Below are 25,035 nucleotides of genomic sequence, written 5' to 3'. Positions count from 1 at the left end.
CACCTTGGTGACAAAAGGCCAAGCCGCTTTGTGTCCAGCTTTCAATGGATTTGCATTTGCTCAAATGTAAAATGATCCTTCGATGGGCAGCCGATTGCCCTTGATGGGCCACCCACGGGCAGGCCCGCACCTGAGTCTTCAGGTTCATCACGCAGCCAGCGGCCGTGTCGGACACCGCACCGGGCCACCAGACGCCCGCCGCCCAGCTTGCATCTACCCGAAAGGTGAACATCCATGAACATTTGGCAACGCACATGGCAAGGAACATGGCAAAGCATCCGGCGCTGGCTCAGCCATCGCCTGGCCTCATGGCAAAAGCCGGACAAGGTCACATCCGTGCCCACGGCACCCATACCCGCCCCGTTGCGGCTCGAAGCCCCGCTGCAGCCGTGCGTCAGCGTCATCATCCCCGCCTTGAACGAGCAAAAGCGCATCGCCGATGTGGTGCGTTATGCCCTGAGCGATTCGGCCACAGCCGAGGTGATCGTGGTAGACGACAGCTCGGTCGACAGCACCGTGAGCCTGGCCCGCGAGGCCGGCGCGCGCGTGATCACCAGCAGTTTGCTGGGCAAGGGGGCCTCCATGGCCGATGGGGCGCGGGTGGCGCAAAGCGAAATTCTGGTCTACCTCGATGGTGACCTCAAAGGCCTGCGCAGCGGCATCATCAGCGACCTGGCCCGGCCCCTGATTGCGGGCCAGGCTGAATTTGTGAAAGCCCGGTTTGGCCGGGGCGGCGGTCGCGTGACCGAACTCACGGCCAAACCCATGCTCAAGGTGTTTTTCCCGGAACTGGCGCACTTCAACCAACCCCTGGGCGGCATCATTGCGGCACGCAAGTCACTGCTGCAGCAACTCACGTTCGAAGATGGCTACGGCGTGGACATCGGCCTGCTGATCGATGCCTGGCGGGCCAACGCCAAGTTGGCCGAGGTGGACATAGGCCACCTAGAACACGACAGCCAGCCGTTGCTGGACCTGACGTCGATGGCCAACGAGGTCTCGCGCGTGATCTACAGCCGCGCCCGCGAATCGGGCCGACTGCATGTGGAGCAAATCACGGCCATGTACGAAAGCCAGCGCCAGGCCACCGCCTCCTGGGACTACGCCATCACACGCCAGAAAAACCGCACAAAACTGCTGCTCCTGGACATGGATGGCACCGTGACTACCAGCCGATTTGCCACCTTGCTGGCGCAAGCCACAGGCCAGGTGGAGGAGCTGAACAAGCACCTGAACGGCGGCAACCCGGACGCGCTGACGCGCAGTGCCAACATCGCGCAAATTTTCCGATTTGTGCACCGCCAAAAGTTCGAGGCTCTGGCCAAGGCCATGCCCATCCGGCCCGGCGTGATCGAGTGCGTGAAGGCCTTCAAGCGGGCCGGTTTCATGGTGGGTGTGGTGTCCGACAGTTATTTTGTGGCCGCCGAGGTGCTGAGAAAACGCATCTTTGCCGACTTTGCGCTGGCGCACACGGTGCAGTTTCAAGGCGATGTGTGCACGGGCGAGTTGAGCATCAACAGCGCCTTTTTGCCCGACCGTAACGCGCCAGACCCAGCCTCTGCGCACATCGGCATTTCCAAGCACCATGTGCTGACGCAGTTTCGCAGCGAACGCATCGTGCCGCGCTTTGACACCATCTGGGCCGTGGGTGACAACGACAACGACGTGGACATGCTCAGCCAAGCCGACCGGGCCTGGACGATCGAGCCCAAATCGCCCCGCCTCAAAACCATCGCAGGCGTGACCGAAATCGCACACTTTGACGAACTGACTGCGGCGCTGGCGCTCGCAGTGGAAGAAGATGCGGCCCAAGCCGAAAGAGGTCCGTCGGCGGGCAACGGGTCTTAAAGCCCACTCCGTGAGCGATGGGCGTGGCACACACCCTGCCCCCACACGCTCAACCCGCCCGTTTGTTCAACAAGGCCTTGGCCACGTTCGAGTTCGGTTGGCGGCCCAGAAAATCGCTGATGAACACCCCCGCATCCACCAGCTTGTTGAGGTCAATGCCGGTGGCAATGCCCATGCCGTGCAGCATGTACACCACGTCTTCGGTGGCCACGTTGCCCGTGGCGCCCTTGGCATAAGGGCAACCGCCCAGACCCGCCACCGACGACTGGAAGTTCCACACGCCCATCTGCAACGCGGCCAAGGTGTTGGCCAGCGCCTGACCGTAGGTGTCGTGAAAGTGGCCGCAGATGTGGTCGATGTCGAAGTGCTGCAGCGTGGCCTCGATGGCACGCTGCACCTTGAGGGGTGTGCCCGTGCCAATGGTGTCGGCCACGTCCACACGCTGCACACCGATCTGTTTCATCAAACCCGCCAGATGGGCCACGCTGGCCGGTGAAACTTCGCCTTCGTAAGGACAACCCACGGTGCAGCTCATGGCCCCGCGCACCGCGATGCCCGCCGCCAGCGCCGCTTGCACCACAGGCGCAAAGCGTTCCATGCTTTCTTCGATGGAGCAGTTGATGTTCTTCTGACTGAAGGCCTGGCTGGCCGCACCAAAGACCACGATCTCGTCGGGCTTCGAAGCCACCGCCGCCTCAAAGCCCACCATGTTGGGCGTCAGCACCGAGTAGCGCACACCCGCTTGGCGCGCGATGCCCGCCATCACGACCGCGTTATCGGCCATCTGCGGCACCCACTTCGGCGACACAAAACTGGTGACCTCGATCTCGGTCAGGCCCGCAGCCTGCAGGCGGTGCACCAAACCGATTTTGACCTCGGCAGGCACCGGCTGCTTTTCGTTTTGCAAACCGTCGCGGGGGCCGACTTCGATGAGTTGAACGCGTGAAGGGAGGGTCATGGGGTTCTCTGAATGTTCAATAACCGCGGTGGTGGTCCACCACGCCACGGATGGGTTCACCGCGCTGCAGCGCCCGCATTTTTCCCACGATTTGCGCGATGCTTTCTTCGCGCAGGGTACGGGCCGAAGTGTGCGGGGTCACGGTGATTTTCGGGTGACGCCAAAATGAGTGATCGGCAGGTAGGGGCTCGGTGCGGAACACGTCGAGCGTGGCGCCAGCCAGATGGCCGCTGTCGATCAGGGCGATCAGGTCTTCGTCCACCAAATGCTTGCCACGGGCCACGTTGATGACATAGCCGCCTTTTTGCAGCTGCGCGAGGGTGGCCCGGTTCAGGATGTTTTCGGTCTCGGGCGTGAGCGGCATCAGGTTGACCAGCACGCGCGTGGCCTGCAGGAATTCGGGCAGGCTTTGCGCCCCGCTGAAGCAGCGGATGCCGGGCAGGTTTTTGGGACTGCGGCTGTAGCCGTTGACCGGGAACTCAAACACCTGCAAGGCTTTGGCCACGCGCTCGCCCAGCACACCCAGGCCCATGACGCCCACCGCAAAGTCGGCGCGGCTGCGTGGTTTGCGGTAAGACCATTTGCCCGCTAGCGTGTCGGCGTCGTAGCCATCGAACTCGCGAAAATGCCGGATCACCGCATGGCACACATATTCGGCCATCTGCACCGACATGCCCGCATCGTCCAGGCGCACCACCTTCAGGCTGGACGGCAGCTTCAGCTTCAGCAAGGCGTCCACACCCGCACCGATGTTGAACAGAGTTTGCAGGCCCGGCTGCTCGTCGATGAACTGCTGGGGCGGTGCCCAGACAATGGCGTGATCGGCGGGTGGTACACCGGGGGCCCAGGCCGACACTGTGGCCTCTGGGAAGGCTTGTTGCAGGCCCTGCACCCAGGGGGCTGGGTCGAGCTTGTCAAAGCAGATGGTGATGTTCATGGACCGATTTTGTCAGCCCAGCTTGAGCAGCTCTGCCCCGTCGGCGACTTGGTCACCCGGTGCGTACAACAGCTCGGCCACCACGCCGTCTTTGGGCGCGCTGATGGTGTGCTCCATCTTCATGGCTTCCATGACCGCCAGCGGTTGACCGGCTTTGACCTTGTCACCCGCCTTGACGGCAAAGGACACCACCTTGCCGGGCATGGGGGCTGTGAGCCGCCCGCCTTCCTGCGCGGCTTCGCCAGCGTGCGCCAACGGATCGAGCACGGTGATGCGCGTCGCGCCCTGGGGCGTGAAGAGGTGCGCGGTTTCGCCTTGCCAGTCGAGCTGAGTGAAAACTCGCGGGGCGCTGCCCCACTGCACCCACAGGCCTGCGCCATCGGCAGCAAAAGTCAGCACGCCAGATGCGGCTTCGTCGCCTTCCAGCGACAGGCTCACAGCGCCGTCGTGCAAATAATTCAAACGCGCCGAACGCGGCTGATCTTGCCAGACAAATTCAAAGCGGCGTTGTGACAGGCCGTGCGACTGCCAGCCGTCGCGGCGGCTGAAGGGGTCTGCGCCCTGCAGGGCTTTTTCGGCGTGCAGGGTGTGCGCCACCACCGCAGCCACAGCGGCGGGCAAGCCCACGGTTTCCTGCTGGAACAGCACGGCGGCTTCGCGCTGGATCAGCGCGGTGTCAAGCTTGGCGGTGGCAAAGGCGTCACTGCGGACCACATGGCGCAAGAACTGCACATTGGTGTTCAGGCCCACGATGTGGGTCTGTGCCAAGGCGGTGTCGAGCCGGGCCAGCGCTTGCTCGCGCGTGTCGCCATGCACAATGAGCTTGGCCACCATGGAGTCGTAAAACGGGCTGATGGTGTCGCCCTCGCGCACGCCGTCGTCCACACGCACCGTGCCGCGCTCGAAGCTGGTGGCTTTTGGCTTGCGGTAGACCTGCAGTGTGCCGGTGGCGGGCAAGAAGTTGTTGTCGGGGTTTTCGGCGCAAATGCGCGCCTCGATGGCGTGACCCTGGATGCGCAGCTGCTCCTGACGCAAAGGCAGCGGCTTGCCACTGGCCACACGCAACTGCCACTCGACCAGATCGAGGCCGGTGATGGCTTCGGTCACCGGGTGCTCCACCTGCAATCGGGTGTTCATTTCCATGAAATAGAACTTCATCGACTCAGGCTGGTCATACGCCGTTTGCTCGACGATGAATTCCACCGTGCCCGCACCCACGTAATTCACCGCTTTGGCGGCGGCCACAGCCGCTGCGCCCATTTGTGCACGCAGGGCTTCGGTCATGCCGGGGGCCGGGGCTTCTTCCAGCACCTTCTGGTGGCGGCGCTGCACCGAGCAATCGCGCTCAAACAAATACACGCAGTTGCCTTGCGTGTCGCCAAACACCTGGATCTCGATGTGTCGTGGGCGCTGCACATACTTTTCGATCAACACCGCATCACTGCCAAAGCTGTTGATGGCCTCGCGCTGGCAGCTGGCCAAAGCCGCCGCAAAGTCCTCGGACTTTTCGACCACCCGCATGCCCTTGCCGCCGCCACCGGCGCTGGCCTTGATGAGGGCGGGGTAACCGATGCGGTCGGCCTCGCGCTGCAGCAGCGCGGGGTCTTGGTCGGCCCCGTGGTAACCGGGCACCAGCGGCACACCGGCTTGCTCCATCAAGCGCTTGGACTCGGCCTTGAGGCCCATCGCCAAAATCGCCGAGGCAGGCGGGCCGATGAACACCAAACCCGCTGCGGCGCAGGCCTTGGCAAAGTCTTCGTTTTCGCTCAAAAAGCCGTAGCCGGGGTGCACGGCCTCAGCGCCCGTGTCTTTGGCCGCTTGCAAAATCCGCTCCCAGCGCAGGTAGCTGTCTTTGGGGGCCGAGCCGCCCACATGCACGACCTCGTCACACGCTTGAACATGCTTGGCCCCGGCATCGGCGTCCGAATAAATGGCCACGGTCTGGATGCCCATGCGACGGGCGGTGGCCGCGACACGGCAGGCGATTTCGCCACGGTTGGCGATCAGTATTTTTTTGAACATGTCAGTTTCTCCAAACCACTTGGTTATCTACGGCGTACAACTTGCAGGTGATGCCCCGGCGTGCCTGGCAAAAACCCAATGCGCGACCCACAGCCCAGTCGCCTGTGGCAAAGCCGGCACCACCGGGGCCGATGGCGAAAGCGCGAGGCAAAGGGCTGGCCAGAAAACGGGTGTACAGGTTTTGCCGGGTCTCGGCCCCGACGGGCACTTTGTCGATCTCATCGATCTTGGCAAAGTCACTGGGCCCCGGCACAGGGGGCAATGCCGCCTGGGTGTAACCGGCTTTGGCCAGAAAAGCGTCGACCAAGGGCACCCAGCGGTCCATGTCGATGCTGAACCCCGAGTGCCCGTCCTGGCCCACCGCTGGCAGCTGATGAAACTCGGCCTGCCCGCCGCCCTCGACCCAAGCCCGGTGCCAATCTTTGGGGGCCTGTGCCCCCCAAAACAGGTCGTTTTCCCAATACAGCCAGAGCATGGGTGCCTTGGCCTGAGCGGCACGGGACTTCCAGAGCTGTTCAATCTGCGTTGACGAACACGATCGGCCGGGTCGCGCCACAGGATCGCCACCCGTTCCCCCCGCAAAATTGACAGCCCCTTGCAAGCCGGGCGGATTGCGCCAGGCGGTGGCCACCGTGGTCAAGCCGCCGACCGACTGGCCCATGACCCACCACCGCGTGGCGTCGACAAATGGCAGGCTGCGCGCGAATTCGGCCACCGCAATCACTTGGTCCGATGCGGCCAGGCTCATGGGTTCAATGCGTGGTTGGCTGCAACCACCGCTGGACTCAGGATCAAAGCCGTCGAAGGTTTCTCCATAACCAACCCGCGTAGGGACCATGACCACAAAGCCCTTGCCCACGAAATAACGGGCCTGCTGTTCATAGCGGTAACGCGAAGGCTGGGCCATTTTTTCGCGGCTGGTGGCACGACCGTGGTTCAACACCACCATGGGAAACGGCCCTTGCCCAGCGGGTTTGAACACGGTGACTGGAATTTGACGTTGCTCACGGCGACCGTAAAGATCCTGCACCGACACCGGAATGCGATGAACCTGTTCGTGCAAATCCATGGCCGTCGGAAGCGCCTCCGAAGAGGTCTGCGCACGCACAGGGACCAGCAACAGCCCCAGCAGCCAAACCAGCACGGTCCAAAGTTTCAAAGTCATGCGCATTTTTAAGGCAGCAACCAGCCGGGTTTGCGTTTTTGCAAGAAGGACTGCACGCCCTCTTTGCCTTCGCTGCTGGCGCGGATGTCGGCGATGCCCTCTACCGTCTGACGCACCAGCGCATCGTTGATCTCGCGTTCGGCCACATCCTGCACCAGCTTCTTGCAGGCACGCACGGCGTGGGGGCTGGCGTTGACCAGCGCTTGCGTCAACTCGGCCACTTTCGCGTCCAGCGCATCGGCGCTGACCACCTCATGCACCAGACCAATGCGGTGCGCCTCGGCCGAGCCAAAGCGCTCGGCCGTCAAAAAGTAGCGGTGCGCCGCACGCGCACCCATGGCGCGGATCACATAGGGGCTGATGGTGGCGGGGATCAGGCCCAGCTTGACTTCGCTCAGGCAATAGTGGGCCGTGTCCACGCTCACCGCCATGTCACACGCCGCCACCAGGCCCATGCCCCCCGCATACACATCGCCTTGCACGCGGGCGATGGTCGGCTGGGGGCATTCATAAATCGCACGCAGCATCGCGGCCAGCTCGCCCGCATCGGCCAGGTTTTCACCCTGGGTGTAGTCGGCCATGCGGCGCATCCAGTTCAGGTCTGCGCCGGCACAAAACGCGGGTCCCTCGGCGGCCAGCACCACGCAGCGCACCGTGCTGTCCTGGGCCACTGCCAGAAAGGCGTTTTTCAGCTCGGCAATGACTTCGTCGTTGAAGGCGTTGCGCACGTCGGGGCGCGACAGCGTGATGGTGTGCACGCCGCCTTGGGTGGAAATGTTCAGTGCTGTGCTCATGCTTTGGGGGTTTGTTCTGCCAAAAGGAAATACACCATGTCCAGCTCGGGGCAAGGCTGGCCCATGGCCGTCAAGGCTGCCGTGATTTGCCCACGGTGATGGGTAGCGTGGTTGAACACATGCGACAAAGTGGCCGCAAAGGGCAAGGACAGGGGGTCGCCCTTGCTGGTCCGGTAGTCCAGTTGGCCATCAAAACGCTCGGCGCTCCAGCTGGCGATCAGGGGTGTCCAGTTGGCCGATCCGCCCTTGAGTGCCTGCGCCAGGCGTTCGCGATCGGGTTCAATTTCGCTGTTCAACGCCAGCACCGGCGATGCGCCTTTGGCAAAACGCGGATACCAGAGCAAGTGCTCGGCCACCAGCATGTGGTTCAGCGTGCCGTGGATGCTTTGGAAGAACAGGCCCACGTCGCGCCGATAGTCTGCATCGGACACGCGCGAGACCGCTTCGAGCAGGCGGTGCGTGACCCAGACGTGGTAGCGGGCCTGGCGCGAGAAGTGGGTGTGCCAAGTCGATGCGTTGTTCAGTGCGGCCATGTGTCCAAGCCTCCCAAAGTTTTGAGCGATTCAAAGTCGGTGTCGCGGTGCAGCAGGGTGTGGCCGTGCGTCATGCAGTAGCTGGCCAATAGCACGTCGATGGGGCTGCGTACGGTGCGGCCAGATTGGCGCAACCGTTGATAGAGTGTGGCCGCCTGCAGGGCGTTATCGAGGCCACCAATTTCCACCACCTCCAAGTCCAGCAGGAGCTCCCGCGCCCGGGCCTGGGCACTGGCTGTGGAGAAGCCTCGCACCACTTCAAAAATAACCAGATCGGCTACACCAATGTCGGGCGGCCCATCTTCCCCAGAGAGCCAGCGCTTTAACTGTTGGGTCTGTGGGTTGATCGTGCCTCGAAAGTGATCGATCAGCACGCTGGAGTCCACCAAAATCATGCTGACTTGCCTTTCCCACCCAGCTTGGATTCAGCGCCTGCTTGAGATTTTCGAGCTTTGACAGCGGGCTTGACCGCATAAGTCGCAACAGGTTCTTGCACGGTCTCTGCAAGTTGCCCTTCTTCGCGCGCCTTGGCCCATGCTTCGTCGGAGTCGTCCCAAAACAAGGTGCCATGCGCGGCCAACAAAGCGGCATACGCCTTTTTGCGCTTGAGCAGACGCAAGCCTTCTTCGACCGCTTCCTTCTTGGTCTTGAAATCTCCCGAAGCCATGACATCGGCCATGAGCTTGTCGTCGATCACGATGTTGGTGCGCATTTTGAACCCCCTTCAATGTGTATGAATTTACAAAATCATACACATCACATGCGGAAAAGTCCAAATTTCGTCTCGGGAATCGGGGCGTTCAGCGATGCGCTCAAGCCCAGCGCCAGCACACGGCGGGTGTCGGCCGGGTCGATGATGCCGTCGTCCCAGATGCGGGCGGTGGCGTAATAGGGGTGGCCCTGGTCTTCGTATTGCTGCTTGATCGGGGCCTTGAAGGCCTCTTCTTCCTCCATGCTCCACTGGCCGCCCTTGGCTTCGATGCCGTCGCGCTTGACAGTGGCCAGCACGCTCGCGGCCTGCTCGCCGCCCATGACGCTGATGCGCGCGTTCGGCCACATCCACAAGAATCGGGGGCTGTAAGCGCGGCCGCACATGCCGTAGTTGCCCGCGCCAAAGCTGCCGCCGATGATGATGGTGAACTTGGGCACTGCGGCGGTGGCCACGGCCGTGACCATCTTGGCGCCGTTGCGGGCGATGCCTTCGTTTTCGTATTTGCGACCGACCATGAAGCCGGTGATGTTCTGCAAGAAGACCAGCGGCGTCTTGCGCTGGCAGCACAGCTCGATGAAGTGCGCACCCTTCAAGGCTGATTCGCTGAACAAGATGCCGTTGTTGGCGATGATGCCCACCGGCATGCCTTCGATGCGGGCAAAGCCGCAGACCAAGGTGGTGCCAAAGCGCGACTTGAATTCGTCGAACTCCGAGCCATCGACGATGCGGGCGATGATCTCGCGCACGTCAAAGGGCTTGCGCGTGTCTGTCGGGATCACGCCGTACAGCTCTTGCGCATCGAACTTGGGGGGCACAGGCGCGTGCGTGGCGATGTTCGGGGCCTTTTGCGCATTGAGGTTTTTCACGGCTTGGCGCGCCAGCGCCAGCGCGTGCACATCGTTTTGCGCCAGGTGGTCGGCCACGCCACTCAAGCGCGTGTGCACATCGCCACCGCCCAGGTCCTCAGCGCTCACCACCTCACCGGTAGCGGCCTTCACCAAAGGTGGGCCACCCAAAAAGATCGTGCCCTGGTTCTTGACGATGATGGTCTCGTCGCTCATCGCAGGCACATAGGCGCCACCGGCCGTGCACGAGCCCATGACCACGGCGATCTGTGCGATGCCCAGTGCGCTCATGTTGGCCTGGTTGAAAAAGATGCGGCCGAAGTGGTCGCGGTCGGGGAAAACTTCGTCCTGGTTGGGCAGGTTGGCACCGCCCGAATCCACCAGATAGATGCAGGGCAGGCGGTTTTGCTGCGCGATCTCTTGCGCACGCAAATGCTTTTTCACCGTCATCGGGTAATAGGTGCCGCCCTTCACCGTGGCGTCGTTGCACACGATCATGCAATCGACCCCGCTCACGCGGCCAATGCCCACGATCACCCCGGAGCTGGGCGCGTCGTTGTTGTACATGTTGAGCGCGGCCAGCGGCGCGACTTCCAAGAAAGGCGTTCCGGGGTCAAGCAGCATCTGCACACGGTCACGCGGCAGCAGCTTGCCCCGGGCGGTGTGTTTGGCGCGGGCGGCTTCGCCACCACCTTGGGCTACGCGCTCGAGGTGGGCACGCAGGTCATCGACCAGGCCGCGCATGGCGGCGACGTTGTGCTGAAAATCGGCAGAACGCGGGTTCAGTTGGGAGTGCAAAACGGTCATAGGGCTTCCTTGGCTTGCGCCGCAGGGCTTGGCCTGGGCGCATTGAACGTGCAATGCCCTCCAGCTTAAAGGCGGCTGGGCAAGAGTGGGGTGTCAAATGGGTTGCAAATCGTGCCACAATTTATGCTGCCATGAATCCTGCTGCCACCCCCCTTGCCAGCCTCGGAACGACCGGTCGTGCCGAGACGCCCATGGCTTTTGTCAAAGCCATCGTGGCGGCCTATGCCCAACGGGGAATGGACCCTTTGCCAGCGCTGTCCTCGGCACAAATTGCGCCAAACTTACTGGACCAACCCGATGCGCGCATCACCGCTTTGCAAATGGAATGGCTCTCGGCCAGTGCCATGCGCGAGTTGGACGACGAGGCCCTGGGCTGGTTCAGCCGCCGCCTGCCCTGGGGCAGTTACGGCATGCTGGTGCGCGCCTCGCTGACCTCCCCCACCCTGGGCGTGGCGCTGGCGCGATGGTGCCGGCACCACGGCCTGCTGACCGACGACATCCAATTGCAAGTCAGCCAGAGCCAGGGCGTGGCCAGCCTGCAATTGACCGAGCAACGCGAGCTGGGCGTTTTGCAGGAATTTGCCGTGGTCTCGGTGCTGCGCAACGCGCTGGGCGTGGCCTGCTGGCTGACCGATTCGCGCATCCCCTTGCTGCAAACCACCTTGCGTTTTGCCCCGCCGCCGCACGCGGGCAGCTACCGGGTGCTGTTTGACGGACCGACCCAATTCAACGCGCCCGAGCACAGCCTGCAGTTTGACGCAGGCTACCTGAGCCTGCCCGTGCGCCGCGACGAGGCTGCCCTGCAGCGCATGCTGCAGCGCGCACTGTTGCTCACCGTGCGGCCTTACCGGCGCGACCGCCTGTTGGTGGAGAAAGTGCGCCAGACCCTGGCCGAGCACCCTGAGCACAGCCGCAATGCCGACGACCTGGCTGCCTGGCTCAACCTGTCGGCCCGCACCCTGCACCGACAATTGAAAGAAGAAGGCGCAAGCCTGCAGCAGCTCAAAGACGCGGTGCGCCGCGACCTGGCCACCGACCTGCTGCTGCGCACGCAGCGCCCGATCAAACAGATCGCGGCCGAGGTAGGGTTTCAGAACGAGAAGAGTTTCATGCGGGCGTTCAAGAGCTGGACGGGGCAGACGCCTGAAGAGTTCAGGCTGGCCAGATTGCCTTGAAAATCCCCGTCCATCCGGGCTCAAGCCAGGCGCAGCGCGTGCATGCCGGTGAACACCCGGTGCGCCCCAGCCTGTAAGAGCGGCGCATGCTCGGCGGGCGGCGCGGCATAAGCCCACACGGTGGCCCCTGCGGCCACGCCCGCCGTGATGCCCACCGTGGTGTCTTCCACCACCAGGCAGTGAGCCGGGTCCACTTTCAAATGAGCTGCAGCGGCCAGGTACACGTCGGGGTGCGGTTTGCTGCGCGGCATCTCATGCCCGCTGAAAATCCGGCCTTCAAAAAAATCCATCAGCCCCACTTGCCGGAGCATCATCTCGACCTTGAAGCGGTCGGCACCGGAGGCCACCGCGATGCGGCCCTGGCAGTGGTCATGCAAATGCGCCACCGCCTCGTGCACGCCGTCGATGGCGGTGATGCTTTGGGTCAAGCGCTCGTTGCGTCGGGCAAAAAATTGTTCCAGCCACGCATCGGTGAGCGGCTGGCCGGTGTGCGCTTCGATGGTGCTGCGCTGGCTTTTGACGGTGTGGCCCACAAAACGCTGCATGCACTCGGCCAGCGTCATGCGCCAGCCTTGCTCTTCAAACATGTCACGCAGCACGCCGCAGGTGATGGCTTCGCTGTCCACCAGCACGCCGTCGCAGTCAAACAAAATGGCTTCAAAGTTCATGGCGTCATCATACGGGGCGGTCTTCTGCACCCTCTTCACAGCACATCCCCGTCCACATAAAACCAGCGCCCATCATCCCGCACAAAGCGGCTGCGTTCGTGCTGGCGCACCGCTTTACCGCCCACCCGAAAGCGCGCCACAAATTCGACCTCGGCGGTGTCGGCACCCGTGACACGGTGCTGCCGAATGTCCAGCCCCAGCCATTTGGCCCCTGCTTCGAGTGTCAATTCGGCAGGCCGCTGGCTGCGGTGCCAGGTGGCGAGCAAATACGGCACGTTGCCCAGCACGAAGGCGCTGTAGCGTGAGCGCATCAGCCGTTCGGCATCGGGTGCAGCCTCGCCGCCATGCAATGGGCCGCAGCAGTGGGCCAGGCTCAGCGCCTGGCCTTTGGGATTGGTACGGCCGCAGGGGCAAGGGGACAAATTCATGGACTCTTTTGAAGGTCGGTGGCTTCAGCCCCGACATGGTGAGGCATTCCAGTCTGTCGGGGCTGAAGCCGCCGACCTACAGGAAAACAGCATCAAGCGCCTTTGCGCGCTGCGCTTTCGGCCTTGTGCTGCTCCAGCGTGACGGTGGGAGCGGCGGCTTTTTTCCAGGCGGCAAAGCCACCGTCGATGTGGGCCACGTTGGTCATGCCCATGTCCTGCAGGGTTTTGGTGGCCAGGGCGCTGCGCCAGCCTGCGCCGCAAAACAGAATGAACTCTTTGCTCTCGTCGGCGAACACGGGCTTGAAGTAGGGAGAAGCCGGGTCTACCCAGAATTCGAGCATGCCCCGGGGCGCGAGCAGGGCGCCGGGCAAGGTGCCCTCGCGTTCGAGTTCGCGCGGGTCGCGGATGTCCACGATCTGGACTTGGGGGTCGCTCAAGCGGGCGCGGACGTCATCCACGCTGTGCATGGTGACCTGGGCCATGGCCTCGTCCACGAGGGCCTGGAATCCTTTGGTGATGGGCATGTGTGTCTCCTTGTCAATCGGGGCTTTGGGCCCTCGTCATTTTCGCCAAAAGTGGGCGCTGAACAACACCAGTACCGACAACAACTCCAGTCGGCCCAGCAGCATGGCAAAAGTCAGAACAACCAGCTGAAACGGACTCAGGCCGCCGAAGTTGCCCGACGGCCCCACCTCGCCCAGCCCGGGGCCGATGTTGTTGACGGTGGCGATCACCGCCGAGAACGCGGTGACGATGTCCATGCCGCTGAGCAAGAGCAACATGCTCAGGCCCATGGTGGCCGCGCCATAAATCAGCATGAAACCCAGCACCGCCGTCATGACCGACATGGGCAACACGCCGCCGCCCAAGGTGACCGGGTTGACCACACGCGGATGGATGATGCGCACCAGCTCGCGCCGGGCCTGCTTGATCAACAAAATCATGCGCACCATCTTGATGCCGCCGCCTGTGGAGCCCGCGCACGACACAAAGCAGCCCAGGAACATCAGCATGACCGGTGCAAAAACAGGCCACTGGGCGTAGTCGGTGGCGGCATAGCCGGTGGTGGTGGCCAGCGACACCACATGGAAAGCGCTGGCGCGCAAAGCCTGCGGCACATCGGTGTACACCCCATGGGCCAGCAACAGGCCAGTGAGCAGCAAGGTGGACAAGACCAGCACCGCGAAATAGGTGCGGATTTCATGGTCGCCGGTCACGGGCTTGAGCGACAGGCTGCGCAGCACCACGAAGTAGCGCACAAAACTGATGCCCGCCAGCGTCATGAACACGATGGCCACCATTTCGATGAGGGGTGAATTGAAGTGCGCAAAGCTGGCGTCATGCGAAGAAAAACCACCCAGGCCCATGGTGGTGCACATGTGCATGAAGGCATCGGCCCAGCTCATGCCCGCCCAGCGGTAGGCCAGCCAACACGCGCCCGAAAACAAGAAGTAAACGCCCCAAAGGCCCCGCGCCGTCTCGGCGATGCGGGGGGTGAATTTGGTGTCCTTCATGGGGCCGGGGGTCTCGGCCTTGTACAGCTGCACGCCGCCGAGCCCCAGCAAAGGCAGCACCGCCACCACCAACAGCATGATGCCCAGGCCACCGATCAGCTGCAGAAAACAGCGCCAAATGTTCACCGACACCGGCAAATGGTCCAGCCCCGACAAGGCCGTGGCCCCGGTGGCCGTGAGCGCACTCATGGCTTCAAAGTAGGCCTTGAACCAGGTGATCTCGGGCACCAGAAACATGAGCGGCAAGGCCGAATAGGCGGGCAACACCAGCCACACCAAGTTGACCAGCAAGAAGCCGTCTTTGGCCAGCAGTTCGCGCCGATGGCGCTGGGTGATGGCCGCCAACAGCAAACCGCTGACGGCCGCCAGGCCGAAACCCGCCAGCCAGATCCACTGCAGGTCGCGGTGGTCTTCAAACCAGGCCCAGATGCCGGGCACCAGAAAGGTGACCGAAAACGCGAGCAGGATGCGCGCCATCAGCGACAGCACAGGGAAAAAGGTCTTGAGCATCAGCCAAAAAAGGTCGCGCTGACCTGGAACAGTTTTTCCACCGCACGCACATCGCGCTTGTTGGGGATGAACAGGATGATGTGGTCGTCGGCCTCGATCAGGGTGTCGTGGTGCGGCATGAGGACTTCGGACTTTTTGCCCTCGCCCCGCACAATGGCGCCCATGCTCACGCCCGGGGGCAGCTTGATTTCCTCAACGCGTCGCCCGACCAGCTTGGAGGTTTTGAGGTCGCCGCGCGCAATGCCCTCCAGCGCTTCGGCCGCGCCCCGGCGCAAGCTGTGTACCGCCGCCACATCACCCCGGCGCAAATGCGCCAGCAGCTCGCCGATCACGGTTTGCGCGGGCGAGATCGCGATGTCGATCGTGCTGCCCTGCATCATGTCGGCGTAAGCGCGGCGGTTGATCAGGGCCATGACGCGCCGCGCGCCCATGCGCTTGGCCAGCATGGCGGACATGATGTTGTCTTCGTCGTCGCTGGTCAGCGCCAGAAACAGGTCCATCTCGCCCACGTTTTCTTCGTGCAGCAAGTCTTCGTCGGCACCGTCGCCGTTGAGGATGAGTGTGCTCGAGGGCAGCTGGCTGGCCAGGTATTCACAGCGCTTTTTGTCGCGCTCGATCAGCTTCACGTCGTACTGGCTGGCCAGAATGCGCGCCAGGCGCAAGCCCACTTTGCCGCCCCCTGCCAGCATCAGGCGTTGCACGGGTTTGTCGGTTTTGTGGATGCCGGCCAGCACGATGCGGATCTTGCGGGTGTCGGCCAGCACAAAGACTTCGTCGCCGGGCAGGATGCGCGTCTCGGGCGCAGCGTCGACCTGGGCGTCTTGGCGGTACAGGGCCACCACGCGCATCTGGGCATCGGGCAAACGGTCACGGAACTCGGCAATGGTGTGGTTCACCAGCAGGCTGTCGGCCGCGGCGCGCACCACGATCAGGCTGACCCGGCCCTCGGCAAATTCAAGCACCTGCAAAGCCTCGGGGTACTGGATGAGCTGCTCGATGTAGCGCATCACCGACTCTTCCGGGCAGATCACATGGTCCACCGCGAAACCCGATTTGCCCAGCAGTTCGTCGCCTTCGTTGAACTCGGGCGAACGCAGCCGGGCGATGGTGGTGGGCACGTTGAACAGGTCGTGGGCGATCTTGCAGACCACCAGATTCGATTCGTCGGCCGCCGCGCAGGCGATCAGCATGTCGGCGTCTTTGGCACCCGCCTCTTGCAGCACCGAAGGCTGGATGCCGTTGCCCACCACGCCGCGCAGGTCCAGGCGCTCTTCGAGCAGACGCAGGCGCGCCGGGTCCTGGTCAATGACGGTGATGTCGTTTTGCTCGGAGACCAGGCTTTCAGCGACGCTTTCGCCCACGCGGCCTGCGCCCAGGATGATGATGTTCATAAGCCGAAATCATACGTGAGCGGCTGGGGGCAGCCGCCCGGTCACCCCCCTCAAAGTGCGCGCTGGATGATGATTTTCTGCACGTCGCTGGTGCCTTCGTAGATCTGGCACACGCGTACATCGCGGTAGATGCGCTCGACCGGGAAGTCGCTCACATAACCGTAGCCGCCCAGGGTCTGGATGGCGGCCGAGCAGACTTTTTCGGCCACTTCGCTGGCAAACAGCTTGGCCATGGCGGCCTCTTTGAGGCAAGGGCGTCCCGCGTCGCGCAGGCTGGCCGCGTGCCAGATCAGCTGACGCGCCGCTTCGAGCTGCGTGGCGCAATCGGCCAGGCGGAAACCCACCGCCTGATGGTTGAAGATGGCGGTGCCAAAGCTCTCGCGCTGCTTGGCGTAGTCGATGGCCACATCGAGTGCGCTGCGGGCCATGCCCAGGCTTTGCGCAGCGATGCCGATACGACCGCCTTCGAGACCGCCCAGCGCAATGCCATAGCCCTCGCCCTCTTTGCCAATCAGGTTCTCGGCCGGGATGCGGCAGTTGTCAAAGTTGATCTGTGCGGTGTCGCTGGAATGTTGGCCCAGCTTGTCTTCGAGGCGCGCCACCACATAACCCGGAGCATTGGTCGGCACGAGGAAGGCGCTCATGCCCTTTTTGCCTGCGCCCTTGTCGGTCACGGCAATCACAATGGCCACGTCTCCGTTCTTGCCACTGGTGATGAACTGTTTGACGCCGTTGATGACGTAGCTGTCGCCGTCTTTCACCGCCATCGTGCGCAAAGACGACGCATCGCTGCCCACATGCGGCTCGGTCAGGCAAAACGCGCCCAGCATCTCGCCGCGTGCCAGCGGTTCGAGCCACTGCTTCTTTTGCTGCGCGTTGCCAAACTTCATCAAGATGGCGTTCACCGGGCAGTTGGTCACGCTGATGACGGTGCTGGTGCCGCCGTCACCGGCTGCGATCTCTTCGAGCACCAGCGCCAGCGTCACATAGTCCAGACCCGCGCCGCCCAGCTCTTCGGGCACGCAGATGCCATACGCGCCCAATTCGGCCAGGCCCTTGTGCACGTCTTTGGGAAAGTGGTGCTTTTTGTCCCATTCGGCGGCATGCGGCCACAGCTCGCGCTGGGCGAAGTCGCGCACGGCGTCACGGATCATTTCCTGGTCGGGAGTCAGCAGCATGTCGGTCTTTCTTTGTCAGTTCACCACGGCAGCGGCTGGCCGTCGTGGTTCAAAAATGCGCCCCGGTATTTCGGGTCGCGTTGGCTACGCACGGTCTCCAGCGTCTGACGCAAGCTTGCGGCGCTGTCTTGCACTGTGACAGGCGCTTGCGGTCCTCCCATATCGGTCTGCACCCAGCCTGGATGCAAGGCCACACAGCAAATTTCGGGGAAGTCATGCTGAGCACTTCGGATGTACATGTTCGAAGCCGCCTTGCTCATACGGTAGAGCACCGCCATACTCGTTTCGGTCAACGTCAAACTGCCGAAGTGGCTGCTGATGACCGCAAACGTACCTGATGATTCAGCCAGCATGGGTGCGATCTGTGGCAACACCATCATGGGCCCCATGGCATTGGTGTGCATCAACAGATCGAATTTGTCTCGGGTAGGCGGCGAAACCGCAGTGTCCCGATCGCCCACCCCGGCAACATAAACAGCCAAGTCCAGCTTCTCGCCATCGAGTTGCCATGACAGTCCGCTGTTGCTCGCAGGGTCGGCCACATCCATACGCAAGGTTTCGCAGCCCAGGACTTTCAAGCGCCCCAAACCATCCGTATTGCGTGCAGTGGCGATCACGCGCCAGCCAGCATCTCGGTACTGTCGAGCCAGTTCAAGGCCAATTCCCCGTGATGCACCAATCAACAAAACTGTTGCCATGTCATTCTCCGTAGGAGCCGCGACTGGCGGCGATCAATGTCTGAGTCTCGTAGGTCGGCGGCTTTAGCCCCGACATGGAGCGTTTGCAAGCAAACGACGGAGCTGAAGCTCCGACCTACCAAAACCGAATTCACACCAACTCCAGCGCAACCGCCGTGCCCTCACCACCACCGATGCACAGCGTGGCCAGGCCTTTCTTGAGGCCACGGGCCTTGAGCGCGTGGATCAGCGTGACCATGATGCGGGCACCCGATGCACCAATGGGGTGACCCAGGGCGCAAGCACCGCCGTTCACGTTGACCTTGTCGTGCGAGACGTTCAGCTCTTTCATGAGCGCCATGGGCACCACGGCAAAGGCTTCATTGACTTCCCACAGGTCGACGTCTTCGACTTTCCAGCCCGCTTTGGCCAGGGCTTTTTGGGTTGCGCCCACCGGGGCGGTGGCAAACCATTCGGGCTCTTGGGCGTGTGTGGCGTGGCTCACGATGCGGGCCAGCGGTTTGCAGCCCAGCTTGGCGGCGGTGCTCTCGCGCATCAACACCATCGCGGCGGCGCCGTCGTTGATGGACGAGCTGCTGGCGGCGGTGATGGTGCCGTCTTTCTTGAAGGCGGGCTTCAAGCTGCTGATTTTGTCGAGCTTGACTTTGCCCGGGCCTTCGTCGATGGCCACCACGCGCTCGCCGCTGCGGTCTTTCACCGTCACGGGCGTGATTTCGGCCGCAAAAGCGCCCGACTCGGTGGCGGCCTTGGCGCGCTGCACGCTGGTGGTGGCAAAGTGGTCTTGCTCGGCGCGGGTGAAGCTGTATTTGGCGGCGCAGTCTTCGCCAAAGGTGCCCATGCTGCGGCCGGGTTCGTAAGCGTCTTCCAGGCCGTCGAGCATCATGTGGTCGAAGATGCGGTCATGGCCCATGCGGTAGCCGCCACGCCCCTTGAGCATGAGGTAGGGCGCGTTGGTCATGCTTTCCATGCCCCCGGCCACCAGCACATCGTGCGTGCCGGCCACCAGCATGTCGTGGGCGAACATGGCCGCGCGCATGCCCGAGCCGCACATTTTGGACAAGGTCACCGCGCCCGCGCTCTTGGGCAAGCCGCCCTTGAAGCCCGCTTGACGCGCCGGGGCCTGGCCCTGACCCGCCATCAGGCAATTGCCAAACAGCACTTCGGTGACCAGCTCGGGGCGGATGCCTGCGCGCTCGACGGCGGCTTTGATGGCGGCACCGCCCAGGTCGTGGGCGGCCAGCGCAGAAAAGTCGCCCTGGAAGCTGCCCATGGGGGTGCGAGCAGCGCTGACGATGACGATGGGGTCGTGTGACATGGAGAGGCCTTTCAAGTGTTTTGGTGGATGTCGGCAATGATGAGGTGTTCGCCGGTTTCTTCTTCGGCAATGAGGCGGATATAAGCCACGAAGTCGGGGTCTTCGCCGCGCAGCATGAGGGGCATAGCCTGGCGGAAATCGTCGCGCCTGCACCACTCGCGCATATAGTCGTCCCAGGAGTTCCAGCGCCGCTGTTCGGTGGCGCTCATTTCCGCGCGGTAGGCGATCAGATAGGCCCGCTCGAACAAGGCGATCAGCATGTCGAAGATGGTCATCATGCGTTCGCGCTGCTCGGGCGTCGGGTTGGGCAAGGCATGCGTGGTGCGCAGCTGCAGATCGGCGTGGTCCAGCACCACTTTCAGGAAATCGTTGTAGGCGTCCGACAGGTGCTGGTAGGCCTCTTCTTCTTCGTTCTCGCGCTCCTTGCGCTGCTCGACCCAGAAGGCCCAGGCCGCGTAGGGCAGACCGAACACGGTCACCGCGTAGCTGCCCAACTCCAGGATATCTGCCAAGCTCATGGGCAATGGGGGCTCAGGCGCCCCGCGGGTAACGCTTGAAGGCATTGCGGAACACGTCCACCACCTCGTGTGCGCCGCTCATGCTCACGCCCAGGTCTTTCACCAGACCATCGTCCAGACCGTAAATCCAGCCATGCACCGTCACCTTTTGGCCGCGGCTCCAGGCGTCCTGCATCACGTTGGACATGGCCACGTTGCCGACCTGCTCGATCACGTTCATCTCGCACATGACGGATTCGAGTTCGGCTTGCGGCAAATGGTTCAGACGCTGGCGGTGGCGCAGGCGCACGTCCTGCACATGGCGCAACCAGTTGTCGGCCAGGCCCACGCGCATGCCACGCGTGGCGGCCAGCACGCCACCACAGCCGTAATGGCCCACCACCATGATGTGTTCGACCTTGAGGGCATCGACCGCATACTGAATGACCGACAGGGCATTCAGGTCGGAGTGGACCACCACGTTGGCGACGTTGCGGTGCACAAACACCTCGCCAGGGTCCAGGCCCGTGATCTGGTTGGCGGGCACCCGGCTGTCCGAGCAACCGATCCACAAATACTTGGGATTTTGCTGGTTGGCCAGGCGGGAGAAATACGCGGGATTCTCGCGCACCATGCGCGAGGCCCATTCGCGGTTGTTGTCAAAAAGATGCTGAAGTGAAGTGCTCATGGGGCCATTGTCGCAGCGCAAGGCGTCTGTTGGATGACAGCGGACTTCAGCAAGTTTCGGCAAACAGTTCGCGACCGATCAGCATGCGGCGGATTTCGCTGGTGCCCGCACCGATCTCGTACAGCTTGGCATCGCGCCACAGGCGGCCCAAGGGGTATTCGTTGATGTAGCCGTTGCCGCCAAAAATCTGCACACCCTCTCCGGCCATCCAGGTGGCTTTTTCGGCGGTCCAGAGGATGACGCTGGCGCAGTCCTTGCGCACCTGGCGCACATGCTCGGTGCCCAGCAGGTCCAGATTTTTGGCCACGGTGTAGGCAAACGAGCGCCCCGCTTGCAGCACGGTGTACATGTCGGCCACCTTGCCCTGGATCAGCTGGAACTCGCCGATGCTCTGGCCGAACTGCTTGCGGTCGTGGATATAGGGGATCACGTTGTCCATGACGGCCTGCATGATGCCCAGCGGGCCGCCGGTGAGCACCGCGCGTTCGTAGTCCAGGCCGCTCATCAGCACCTTGGCGCCGTTGTTCAAACCGCCCAAAATGTTCTCGGCGGGCACTTCGACGTTGTTGAACACCAGCTCGCCCGTGTGGCTGCCGCGCATGCCCAGCTTGTCGAGTTTTTGCGCGATGGAAAAACCTTTCATGCCCTTTTCGATCAAAAAGGCCGTCACGCCACGTGCACCCAGCTCGGGCTCGCTCTTGGCATAGACCACCAGGGTGTCGGCATCCGGCCCGTTGGTGATCCACATCTTGGAGCCGTTGAGCAGGTAGTAGCCGCCCTTGTCTTCGGCCTTGAGCTTCATGCTGATCACGTCCGAGCCCGCACCGGGTTCGCTCATGGCCAAGGCACCCACATGTTCGCCTCTGATGAGTTTGGGCAGGTATTTGGCGCGCTGAGCCTCGTTGCCATTGCGCTTGATCTGGTTGACGCACAGGTTGGAGTGCGCACCATAGCTCAGGCCCACGCTGGCCGAGGCGCGGGAAATTTCTTCCATCGCGATCATGTGGGCCAGGTAGCCCATGCCCGCGCCGCCGTATTCCTCACCCACGGTGATGCCCAGCACGCCCAGCTCGCCCATCTTGCGCCACAGGTCCATGGGGAACTGGTCGTTGCGATCGATCTCGGCAGCGCGGGGCGCGATTTCGGCTTGGGCAAAGTCGCGCACCGCGTCGCGCAGGGCATCGATGTCTTCACCGAGTTGGAAATTCAGGCCGGGCAAATTGTTCATGGGGTCTCTCCAGAGTTTGAGGGGGTGTGCGGCTGCCCGCTGTTCAATAGGTTTGGGGGACGGTGGTGAGGGTTTGCTGCATCACAGCGCAGGGGGTTCGCTGGCCATCGGCGCTGGTGTGCACCACCTCGGCCGAAGTCACGATGACGCGCTTGCCCGCCTTGACCACCTGCCCGATGGCGTGGATTTCGCCGCCTTGCAGGCTGTTCAAAAAATTGATCTTGTATTCGATGGTCACGACTTCCATGCCTTCGGGGGCCACGGTCAGGGCGGCATAACCGCCTGCGATATCGGCCAGCGCGCCGATCGCACCGCCATGGAAGCCGCCTTGCTGCTGCGTGACCTTGTCGCTGTAGGGCAAGGCCAGCTCGACCCGGCCTTCGGTGGCCGACACCAGCCGCACACCCAGGTGGTTCATCATGCCTTGACGGGCCAGGCTGAGGGCGACACGTTGGTGGGCGGAAAGGACTGTGCTCACATCGGATCCCATGGTTTTGGACAATCCCTGACTTTAATTGACGTTTACGTTAACGTCAATTGGAAACCAGTGCGCTGTCGTCAGGCTTTCAGGCGGCACTGCCCGCCTTGTTGGCCTTGGCCAAGAGGCTGCGGGTCTCTTTTTCATGCGTTTTGACCTCGTCCAATGTGGCCTCCAGGTCGGCCAGTTGCGACTCCAGTTGCTGGCGGTGTTCGGCCAGCACCACGAGGAATTTTTTGAGCTGCGGCACCGTGTCGCGCGGGCTGTCGTACATGTCGATCAGGTCCTTGGCCTCGTTCAGCGACAGGCCTAGGCGCTTGGCGCGCAGGGTGAGTTTCAGCCGGGTGCGGTCGCGCGACGAGTAAACCCGGTTGCGCCCACCCGGGCCGGAGCGCTCGGGCTCGAGCAGGCCCATGTCTTCGTAAAAGCGGATGGCGCGGGTGGTCAGGTCGAATTCCTGAGCCAAATCGCTGATCGTGAACGTGTTCGCCATGGCGTGGGGTCCTCACCGTCTTGCGCCAGGGGGACAGCCCGGTGAAGGGGCGCCCCCTAGAATGCCAAATCATGTTTGACGTTAACGTTAACGTCAATGGTCCGAATGCTAACCGAAACCACCTGAGGCATGTCCCACTTGTCCACTGACCGCGTGACGACCACGCCGCATGCCAGCGTCAGCCCAGCCTCTTTGCGCTACCCCTTGGGCGAACAACTGCCGGCTTCAGGCGCCGCCATCGAAGTCGCGCCCGGCGTTTTCTGGCTGCGCATGGGGCTGCCCTTTGCGCTCAACCACATCAACCTGTGGCTGTTGCGCGACCGCCTGCCCGACCCGGCCCAGCCCGAGGTGCAGCGTGAGGGCTGGACGGTGGTGGACTGTGGCATCGACAACCCAGCGACACGAGAAGCCTGGCTGCAGGTGGAGCAACAAGCACTGCAGGGCCTGCCCGTCTTGCGCGTGTTGGTCACCCACATGCACCCGGACCACATGGGACTGGCGCATTGGTTGTGCGAGCGCTGGCAAGCGCCGCTGTGGATGAGCACCAGCGAATACCAGTCGGCCATGCTGGCATGCACCGGCTTATCAAACTTCGGCGGAGAGCCCACGGTGAAGTTCTTCGCCGCCCACGGCTGGAACAAGGCCGAGGACCTGGCCGTGGTCAAGTCACGGGTTGGTTACTACCCCAGCATGGTGCCCCGGATTCCGGGAACCTATGTGCGCCTGATGTCAGGAACGCAGGTGCGCATCGGCGATCGCCTCTGGCATTGCATCAGCGGCTACGGCCATTCGCCCGAACACATGGCCCTGCACGATGCGCAAAACCAAGTGCTGATCAGCGGCGACATGTTGCTGCCCTCGATTTCGACCAACATCAGCGTGTATGCCATGGAGCCCGACAGCAACCCGCTGCAGCTGTTTCTAGACTCGCTGGACAAGATGTTGCACTTGCCTGATGAGACACTGGTTCTGCCCTCGCACGGACGCCCATTCAAAGGCGCGGCTGCCCGCATTACACAACTGCGGGCGCACCACGACGAGCGCTTGAGCGAACTGCTGAGCGCCTGCACCGGACAGGCGCGGTGCGCCCATGAACTGTTGCCTGTGCTGTTCAAACGCGCGCTCGATGTGCACCAGACCACTTTTGCGCTGGGCGAAGCCGTGGCCCACCTGAATTTGCTCTGGCTGGCCGGGCAGCTGATCCGCCAGCACGATGCCGACGGCATTTACCGATTCAGGACGGCTCAGTCTTCGGCCAAACCCATGGGGACTTGACGCAGGGCTTTACGGCGCTGGGCATAGTCCGGCATGACCTCGCCCACCGTCTCCCAAAAGCGGGGGCTGTGGTTCATTTCGCGCAGATGGGCCAACTCGTGCACCACCACATAGTCGATCTGACTGATCGGCAAGTGAATGAGCCGCCAGTTCAATCGAATGTGCCCATCGGTGCGGGCGCTGCCCCAGCGCGTGCTGGCGCTCGACAAACTGAGCTTCTGCCAGCGCACCCCCAGCAGCGGTGCGAAGTGGTGCAGGCGTTGCTCAAACAAGAGCTTGGCCTGTTTTTTGAGCCACACCTGCGCGGCATCGCGCACCTGCGTCACCGAGGCACCTGGCGGGACGGTCACGGGCAGCACCTGCTCGGGCGGCAAGTCCTGCCCCTGCACGCGCCCCAGGCCACGTTCGAGCACGCACAGCTGCACCGTGCGCCCCAAAAAGGGGACTTCAGCACCATGCCGCCACTCGATGGCTTTTTGAAATTGTTCGGTTTGCCGTTCTCTGAACTGCTGCAGCTTGGCCAGAATCCAGCCCGCTTTCTCCTGCACGGCCGCGTCCACCTCACGCAAAGGCACCCAGTTGGGGGCCCGCACCACCAGACCATCCGGCCCCACCAGAAAGCCAATGCTTTTGCGGCGTGAACGCTCAAAACGAAAAGACACGGTCACACCCTGCAGCTGCGCATGTCGGTTGGCTGCGGGGTGGCCAAAACCAGTGACCGTCGGCTGCGGCGCAAGGCCCACTGGCACTGCGCCGGGTGCCGCGTGACCCGCTGCAGGATCGGACGCAGCGCGCTCCGATGGCGTGGGCACAACCGGATCGCCCCCAGTGAAAAAGTCCAACACAAACTGCAAAGGCGCGCGCATGGTTCGCCCAGT

The 25,035-nt window shown here is 62.8% G+C and carries 26 protein-coding genes; 3 read left to right on the top strand and 23 right to left on the bottom strand.

Annotated elements, in window-relative coordinates; translation table 11 throughout:
* The first annotated feature begins 234 nt into the window (after positions 1 to 234).
* Positions 235 to 1,848: a glycosyltransferase gene (locus B9Z34_RS12790; RefSeq protein WP_108428511.1), complete on the top strand. Its 1,614-nt coding sequence runs from the start codon at positions 235 to 237 to the stop codon at positions 1,846 to 1,848.
* A gap of 49 nt (positions 1,849 to 1,897) precedes the next feature.
* On the opposite strand, the gene B9Z34_RS12785 is transcribed toward B9Z34_RS12790, so the two are convergent.
* From B9Z34_RS12785 to B9Z34_RS12745, 9 genes are read right to left on the bottom strand one after another with little or no spacing between them, the layout of a single operon-like run.
* Positions 1,898 to 2,806: a hydroxymethylglutaryl-CoA lyase gene (locus B9Z34_RS12785; RefSeq protein ID WP_108428510.1), complete on the bottom strand. Its 909-nt coding sequence runs from the start codon at positions 2,804 to 2,806 to the stop codon at positions 1,898 to 1,900.
* Between the two features lie 16 nt (positions 2,807 to 2,822).
* The gene (locus B9Z34_RS12780; protein WP_108428509.1) at positions 2,823 to 3,743 is read right to left on the bottom strand and encodes a glyoxylate/hydroxypyruvate reductase A; all 921 of its coding nucleotides are present in this window, start codon (positions 3,741 to 3,743) and stop codon (positions 2,823 to 2,825) included.
* A gap of 12 nt (positions 3,744 to 3,755) precedes the next feature.
* A complete protein-coding gene (locus B9Z34_RS12775) occupies positions 3,756 to 5,765 on the bottom strand; it encodes an acetyl/propionyl/methylcrotonyl-CoA carboxylase subunit alpha (protein WP_108428508.1) in 2,010 nt (669 codons plus the stop codon).
* A gap of 1 nt (position 5,766) precedes the next feature.
* Positions 5,767 to 6,930, bottom strand: a complete 1,164-nt coding sequence (locus tag B9Z34_RS12770; RefSeq protein ID WP_233249599.1) for a S9 family peptidase — start codon at positions 6,928 to 6,930, stop codon at positions 5,767 to 5,769.
* Between the two features lie 8 nt (positions 6,931 to 6,938).
* Entirely contained in the window at positions 6,939 to 7,724 is a 786-nt protein-coding gene (locus B9Z34_RS12765) for an enoyl-CoA hydratase/isomerase family protein (protein WP_108428506.1), read from the bottom strand.
* A complete protein-coding gene (locus B9Z34_RS12760; protein ID WP_108428505.1) occupies positions 7,721 to 8,257 on the bottom strand; it encodes a DinB family protein in 537 nt (178 codons plus the stop codon). Before B9Z34_RS12760 ends, B9Z34_RS12765 begins: the two co-directional genes overlap by 4 nt.
* Positions 8,245 to 8,652 carry a PIN domain-containing protein gene (locus tag B9Z34_RS12755; protein WP_108428504.1) on the bottom strand — a complete coding sequence of 136 codons (408 nt, stop codon included), beginning with the start codon at positions 8,650 to 8,652 and terminating at the stop codon, positions 8,245 to 8,247. The genes B9Z34_RS12760 and B9Z34_RS12755 overlap by 13 nt, the downstream gene beginning before the upstream one ends.
* Complete coding sequence (locus tag B9Z34_RS12750) at positions 8,649 to 8,969, bottom strand: type II toxin-antitoxin system VapB family antitoxin (protein ID WP_108428503.1); 321 nt, start codon at positions 8,967 to 8,969, stop codon at positions 8,649 to 8,651. The genes B9Z34_RS12755 and B9Z34_RS12750 overlap by 4 nt, the downstream gene beginning before the upstream one ends.
* A gap of 44 nt (positions 8,970 to 9,013) precedes the next feature.
* Positions 9,014 to 10,621, bottom strand: a complete 1,608-nt coding sequence (locus B9Z34_RS12745; RefSeq protein ID WP_108428502.1) for a carboxyl transferase domain-containing protein — start codon at positions 10,619 to 10,621, stop codon at positions 9,014 to 9,016.
* A gap of 191 nt (positions 10,622 to 10,812) precedes the next feature.
* Here B9Z34_RS12745 and B9Z34_RS12740 point away from each other — a divergent pair, with 191 nt between their 5' ends.
* The gene (locus B9Z34_RS12740; RefSeq protein WP_369907679.1) at positions 10,813 to 11,796 is read left to right on the top strand and encodes an AraC family transcriptional regulator; all 984 of its coding nucleotides are present in this window, start codon (positions 10,813 to 10,815) and stop codon (positions 11,794 to 11,796) included.
* A 20-nt stretch (positions 11,797 to 11,816) separates the two neighbouring features.
* Here the strand turns inward: B9Z34_RS12740 and B9Z34_RS12735 are convergent, their stop codons facing one another.
* The 13 genes from B9Z34_RS12735 to B9Z34_RS12675 form a co-directional block, all read right to left on the bottom strand.
* Positions 11,817 to 12,464: an HAD family phosphatase gene (locus B9Z34_RS12735; RefSeq protein ID WP_108428558.1), complete on the bottom strand. Its 648-nt coding sequence runs from the start codon at positions 12,462 to 12,464 to the stop codon at positions 11,817 to 11,819.
* A gap of 35 nt (positions 12,465 to 12,499) precedes the next feature.
* Positions 12,500 to 12,892: a YchJ family protein gene (locus B9Z34_RS12730; RefSeq protein WP_108428500.1), complete on the bottom strand. Its 393-nt coding sequence runs from the start codon at positions 12,890 to 12,892 to the stop codon at positions 12,500 to 12,502.
* A gap of 92 nt (positions 12,893 to 12,984) precedes the next feature.
* Entirely contained in the window at positions 12,985 to 13,416 is a 432-nt protein-coding gene (locus B9Z34_RS12725) for a rhodanese-like domain-containing protein (protein WP_108428499.1), read from the bottom strand.
* 36 nt (positions 13,417 to 13,452) lie between these two features.
* Positions 13,453 to 14,916: a TrkH family potassium uptake protein gene (locus tag B9Z34_RS12720; RefSeq protein ID WP_108428498.1), complete on the bottom strand. Its 1,464-nt coding sequence runs from the start codon at positions 14,914 to 14,916 to the stop codon at positions 13,453 to 13,455.
* Positions 14,916 to 16,307: a Trk system potassium transporter TrkA gene (gene trkA, locus B9Z34_RS12715; protein WP_108428497.1), complete on the bottom strand. Its 1,392-nt coding sequence runs from the start codon at positions 16,305 to 16,307 to the stop codon at positions 14,916 to 14,918. Before trkA ends, B9Z34_RS12720 begins: the two co-directional genes overlap by 1 nt.
* Positions 16,308 to 16,357: 50 nt before the next feature.
* Positions 16,358 to 17,485 carry an acyl-CoA dehydrogenase family protein gene (locus B9Z34_RS12710; RefSeq protein WP_108428496.1) on the bottom strand — a complete coding sequence of 376 codons (1,128 nt, stop codon included), beginning with the start codon at positions 17,483 to 17,485 and terminating at the stop codon, positions 16,358 to 16,360.
* Between the two features lie 20 nt (positions 17,486 to 17,505).
* Positions 17,506 to 18,183, bottom strand: a complete 678-nt coding sequence (locus B9Z34_RS12705) for an SDR family oxidoreductase (RefSeq protein WP_108428495.1) — start codon at positions 18,181 to 18,183, stop codon at positions 17,506 to 17,508.
* Positions 18,184 to 18,313: 130 nt separating this feature from the next.
* Entirely contained in the window at positions 18,314 to 19,498 is a 1,185-nt protein-coding gene (locus B9Z34_RS12700; protein WP_108428494.1) for an acetyl-CoA C-acyltransferase, read from the bottom strand.
* 11 nt (positions 19,499 to 19,509) lie between these two features.
* On the bottom strand, positions 19,510 to 20,016 hold the full coding sequence (locus tag B9Z34_RS12695) for a hypothetical protein (RefSeq protein WP_108428557.1): 507 nt from the start codon (positions 20,014 to 20,016) through the stop codon (positions 19,510 to 19,512).
* Positions 20,017 to 20,029: 13 nt separating this feature from the next.
* Complete coding sequence (gene can / locus B9Z34_RS12690) at positions 20,030 to 20,683, bottom strand: carbonate dehydratase (RefSeq protein WP_108428493.1); 654 nt, start codon at positions 20,681 to 20,683, stop codon at positions 20,030 to 20,032.
* Between the two features lie 46 nt (positions 20,684 to 20,729).
* On the bottom strand, positions 20,730 to 21,911 hold the full coding sequence (locus B9Z34_RS12685; RefSeq protein ID WP_108428492.1) for an isovaleryl-CoA dehydrogenase: 1,182 nt from the start codon (positions 21,909 to 21,911) through the stop codon (positions 20,730 to 20,732).
* 43 nt (positions 21,912 to 21,954) lie between these two features.
* Positions 21,955 to 22,329, bottom strand: coding sequence for a PaaI family thioesterase (locus tag B9Z34_RS12680; RefSeq protein WP_369907687.1), 375 nt, complete (start codon positions 22,327 to 22,329; stop codon positions 21,955 to 21,957).
* Positions 22,330 to 22,477: 148 nt separating this feature from the next.
* Positions 22,478 to 22,882: a MerR family DNA-binding transcriptional regulator gene (locus B9Z34_RS12675; RefSeq protein ID WP_108428491.1), complete on the bottom strand. Its 405-nt coding sequence runs from the start codon at positions 22,880 to 22,882 to the stop codon at positions 22,478 to 22,480.
* 129 nt (positions 22,883 to 23,011) lie between these two features.
* Here B9Z34_RS12675 and B9Z34_RS12670 point away from each other — a divergent pair, with 129 nt between their 5' ends.
* The gene (locus B9Z34_RS12670; RefSeq protein WP_108428490.1) at positions 23,012 to 24,157 is read left to right on the top strand and encodes an MBL fold metallo-hydrolase; all 1,146 of its coding nucleotides are present in this window, start codon (positions 23,012 to 23,014) and stop codon (positions 24,155 to 24,157) included.
* Here B9Z34_RS12670 and B9Z34_RS12665 read toward each other — a convergent pair.
* Positions 24,127 to 25,023 (bottom strand): M48 family metallopeptidase, encoded by an 897-nt coding sequence (locus tag B9Z34_RS12665; protein ID WP_108428489.1) that lies wholly within the window; start codon positions 25,021 to 25,023, stop codon positions 24,127 to 24,129. The two genes, B9Z34_RS12670 and B9Z34_RS12665, sit on opposite strands and share 31 nt — an antisense overlap.
* Positions 25,024 to 25,035 lie beyond the last annotated feature (12 nt).

Source organism: Limnohabitans sp. Hippo3, from assembly GCF_003063665.1.
In the GTDB taxonomy this organism is placed as follows: domain Bacteria; phylum Pseudomonadota; class Gammaproteobacteria; order Burkholderiales; family Burkholderiaceae_C; genus Limnohabitans_A.
Note: the sequence above shows the minus strand (reverse complement) of the source record. Positions and strands in the feature narration are given on the sequence as shown.

Excerpts from the sequence above, each read along its gene's own strand:
- B9Z34_RS12790 (WP_108428511.1), top strand. The coding sequence starts at position 235 with ATGAACATTTGGCAACGCACATGGCAAGGAACATGGCAAAGCATCCGG.
- B9Z34_RS12785 (WP_108428510.1), bottom strand. The coding sequence starts at position 2,806 with ATGACCCTCCCTTCACGCGTTCAACTCATCGAAGTCGGCCCCCGCGAC.
- B9Z34_RS12780 (WP_108428509.1), bottom strand. The coding sequence starts at position 3,743 with ATGAACATCACCATCTGCTTTGACAAGCTCGACCCAGCCCCCTGGGTG.
- B9Z34_RS12775 (WP_108428508.1), bottom strand. The coding sequence starts at position 5,765 with ATGTTCAAAAAAATACTGATCGCCAACCGTGGCGAAATCGCCTGCCGT.
- B9Z34_RS12770 (WP_233249599.1), bottom strand. The coding sequence starts at position 6,930 with ATGACTTTGAAACTTTGGACCGTGCTGGTTTGGCTGCTGGGGCTGTTG.
- B9Z34_RS12765 (WP_108428506.1), bottom strand. The coding sequence starts at position 7,724 with ATGAGCACAGCACTGAACATTTCCACCCAAGGCGGCGTGCACACCATC.
- B9Z34_RS12760 (WP_108428505.1), bottom strand. The coding sequence starts at position 8,257 with ATGGCCGCACTGAACAACGCATCGACTTGGCACACCCACTTCTCGCGC.
- B9Z34_RS12755 (WP_108428504.1), bottom strand. The coding sequence starts at position 8,652 with ATGATTTTGGTGGACTCCAGCGTGCTGATCGATCACTTTCGAGGCACG.
- B9Z34_RS12750 (WP_108428503.1), bottom strand. The coding sequence starts at position 8,969 with ATGCGCACCAACATCGTGATCGACGACAAGCTCATGGCCGATGTCATG.
- B9Z34_RS12745 (WP_108428502.1), bottom strand. The coding sequence starts at position 10,621 with ATGACCGTTTTGCACTCCCAACTGAACCCGCGTTCTGCCGATTTTCAG.
- B9Z34_RS12740 (WP_369907679.1), top strand. The coding sequence starts at position 10,813 with ATGGCTTTTGTCAAAGCCATCGTGGCGGCCTATGCCCAACGGGGAATG.
- B9Z34_RS12735 (WP_108428558.1), bottom strand. The coding sequence starts at position 12,464 with ATGAACTTTGAAGCCATTTTGTTTGACTGCGACGGCGTGCTGGTGGAC.
- B9Z34_RS12730 (WP_108428500.1), bottom strand. The coding sequence starts at position 12,892 with ATGAATTTGTCCCCTTGCCCCTGCGGCCGTACCAATCCCAAAGGCCAG.
- B9Z34_RS12725 (WP_108428499.1), bottom strand. The coding sequence starts at position 13,416 with ATGCCCATCACCAAAGGATTCCAGGCCCTCGTGGACGAGGCCATGGCC.
- B9Z34_RS12720 (WP_108428498.1), bottom strand. The coding sequence starts at position 14,916 with ATGCTCAAGACCTTTTTCCCTGTGCTGTCGCTGATGGCGCGCATCCTG.
- trkA (WP_108428497.1), bottom strand. The coding sequence starts at position 16,307 with ATGAACATCATCATCCTGGGCGCAGGCCGCGTGGGCGAAAGCGTCGCT.
- B9Z34_RS12710 (WP_108428496.1), bottom strand. The coding sequence starts at position 17,485 with ATGCTGCTGACTCCCGACCAGGAAATGATCCGTGACGCCGTGCGCGAC.
- B9Z34_RS12705 (WP_108428495.1), bottom strand. The coding sequence starts at position 18,183 with ATGGCAACAGTTTTGTTGATTGGTGCATCACGGGGAATTGGCCTTGAA.
- B9Z34_RS12700 (WP_108428494.1), bottom strand. The coding sequence starts at position 19,498 with ATGTCACACGACCCCATCGTCATCGTCAGCGCTGCTCGCACCCCCATG.
- B9Z34_RS12695 (WP_108428557.1), bottom strand. The coding sequence starts at position 20,016 with ATGAGCTTGGCAGATATCCTGGAGTTGGGCAGCTACGCGGTGACCGTG.
- can (WP_108428493.1), bottom strand. The coding sequence starts at position 20,683 with ATGAGCACTTCACTTCAGCATCTTTTTGACAACAACCGCGAATGGGCC.
- B9Z34_RS12685 (WP_108428492.1), bottom strand. The coding sequence starts at position 21,911 with ATGAACAATTTGCCCGGCCTGAATTTCCAACTCGGTGAAGACATCGAT.
- B9Z34_RS12680 (WP_369907687.1), bottom strand. The coding sequence starts at position 22,329 with ATGAACCACCTGGGTGTGCGGCTGGTGTCGGCCACCGAAGGCCGGGTC.
- B9Z34_RS12675 (WP_108428491.1), bottom strand. The coding sequence starts at position 22,882 with ATGGCGAACACGTTCACGATCAGCGATTTGGCTCAGGAATTCGACCTG.
- B9Z34_RS12670 (WP_108428490.1), top strand. The coding sequence starts at position 23,012 with ATGTCCCACTTGTCCACTGACCGCGTGACGACCACGCCGCATGCCAGC.
- B9Z34_RS12665 (WP_108428489.1), bottom strand. The coding sequence starts at position 25,023 with ATGCGCGCGCCTTTGCAGTTTGTGTTGGACTTTTTCACTGGGGGCGAT.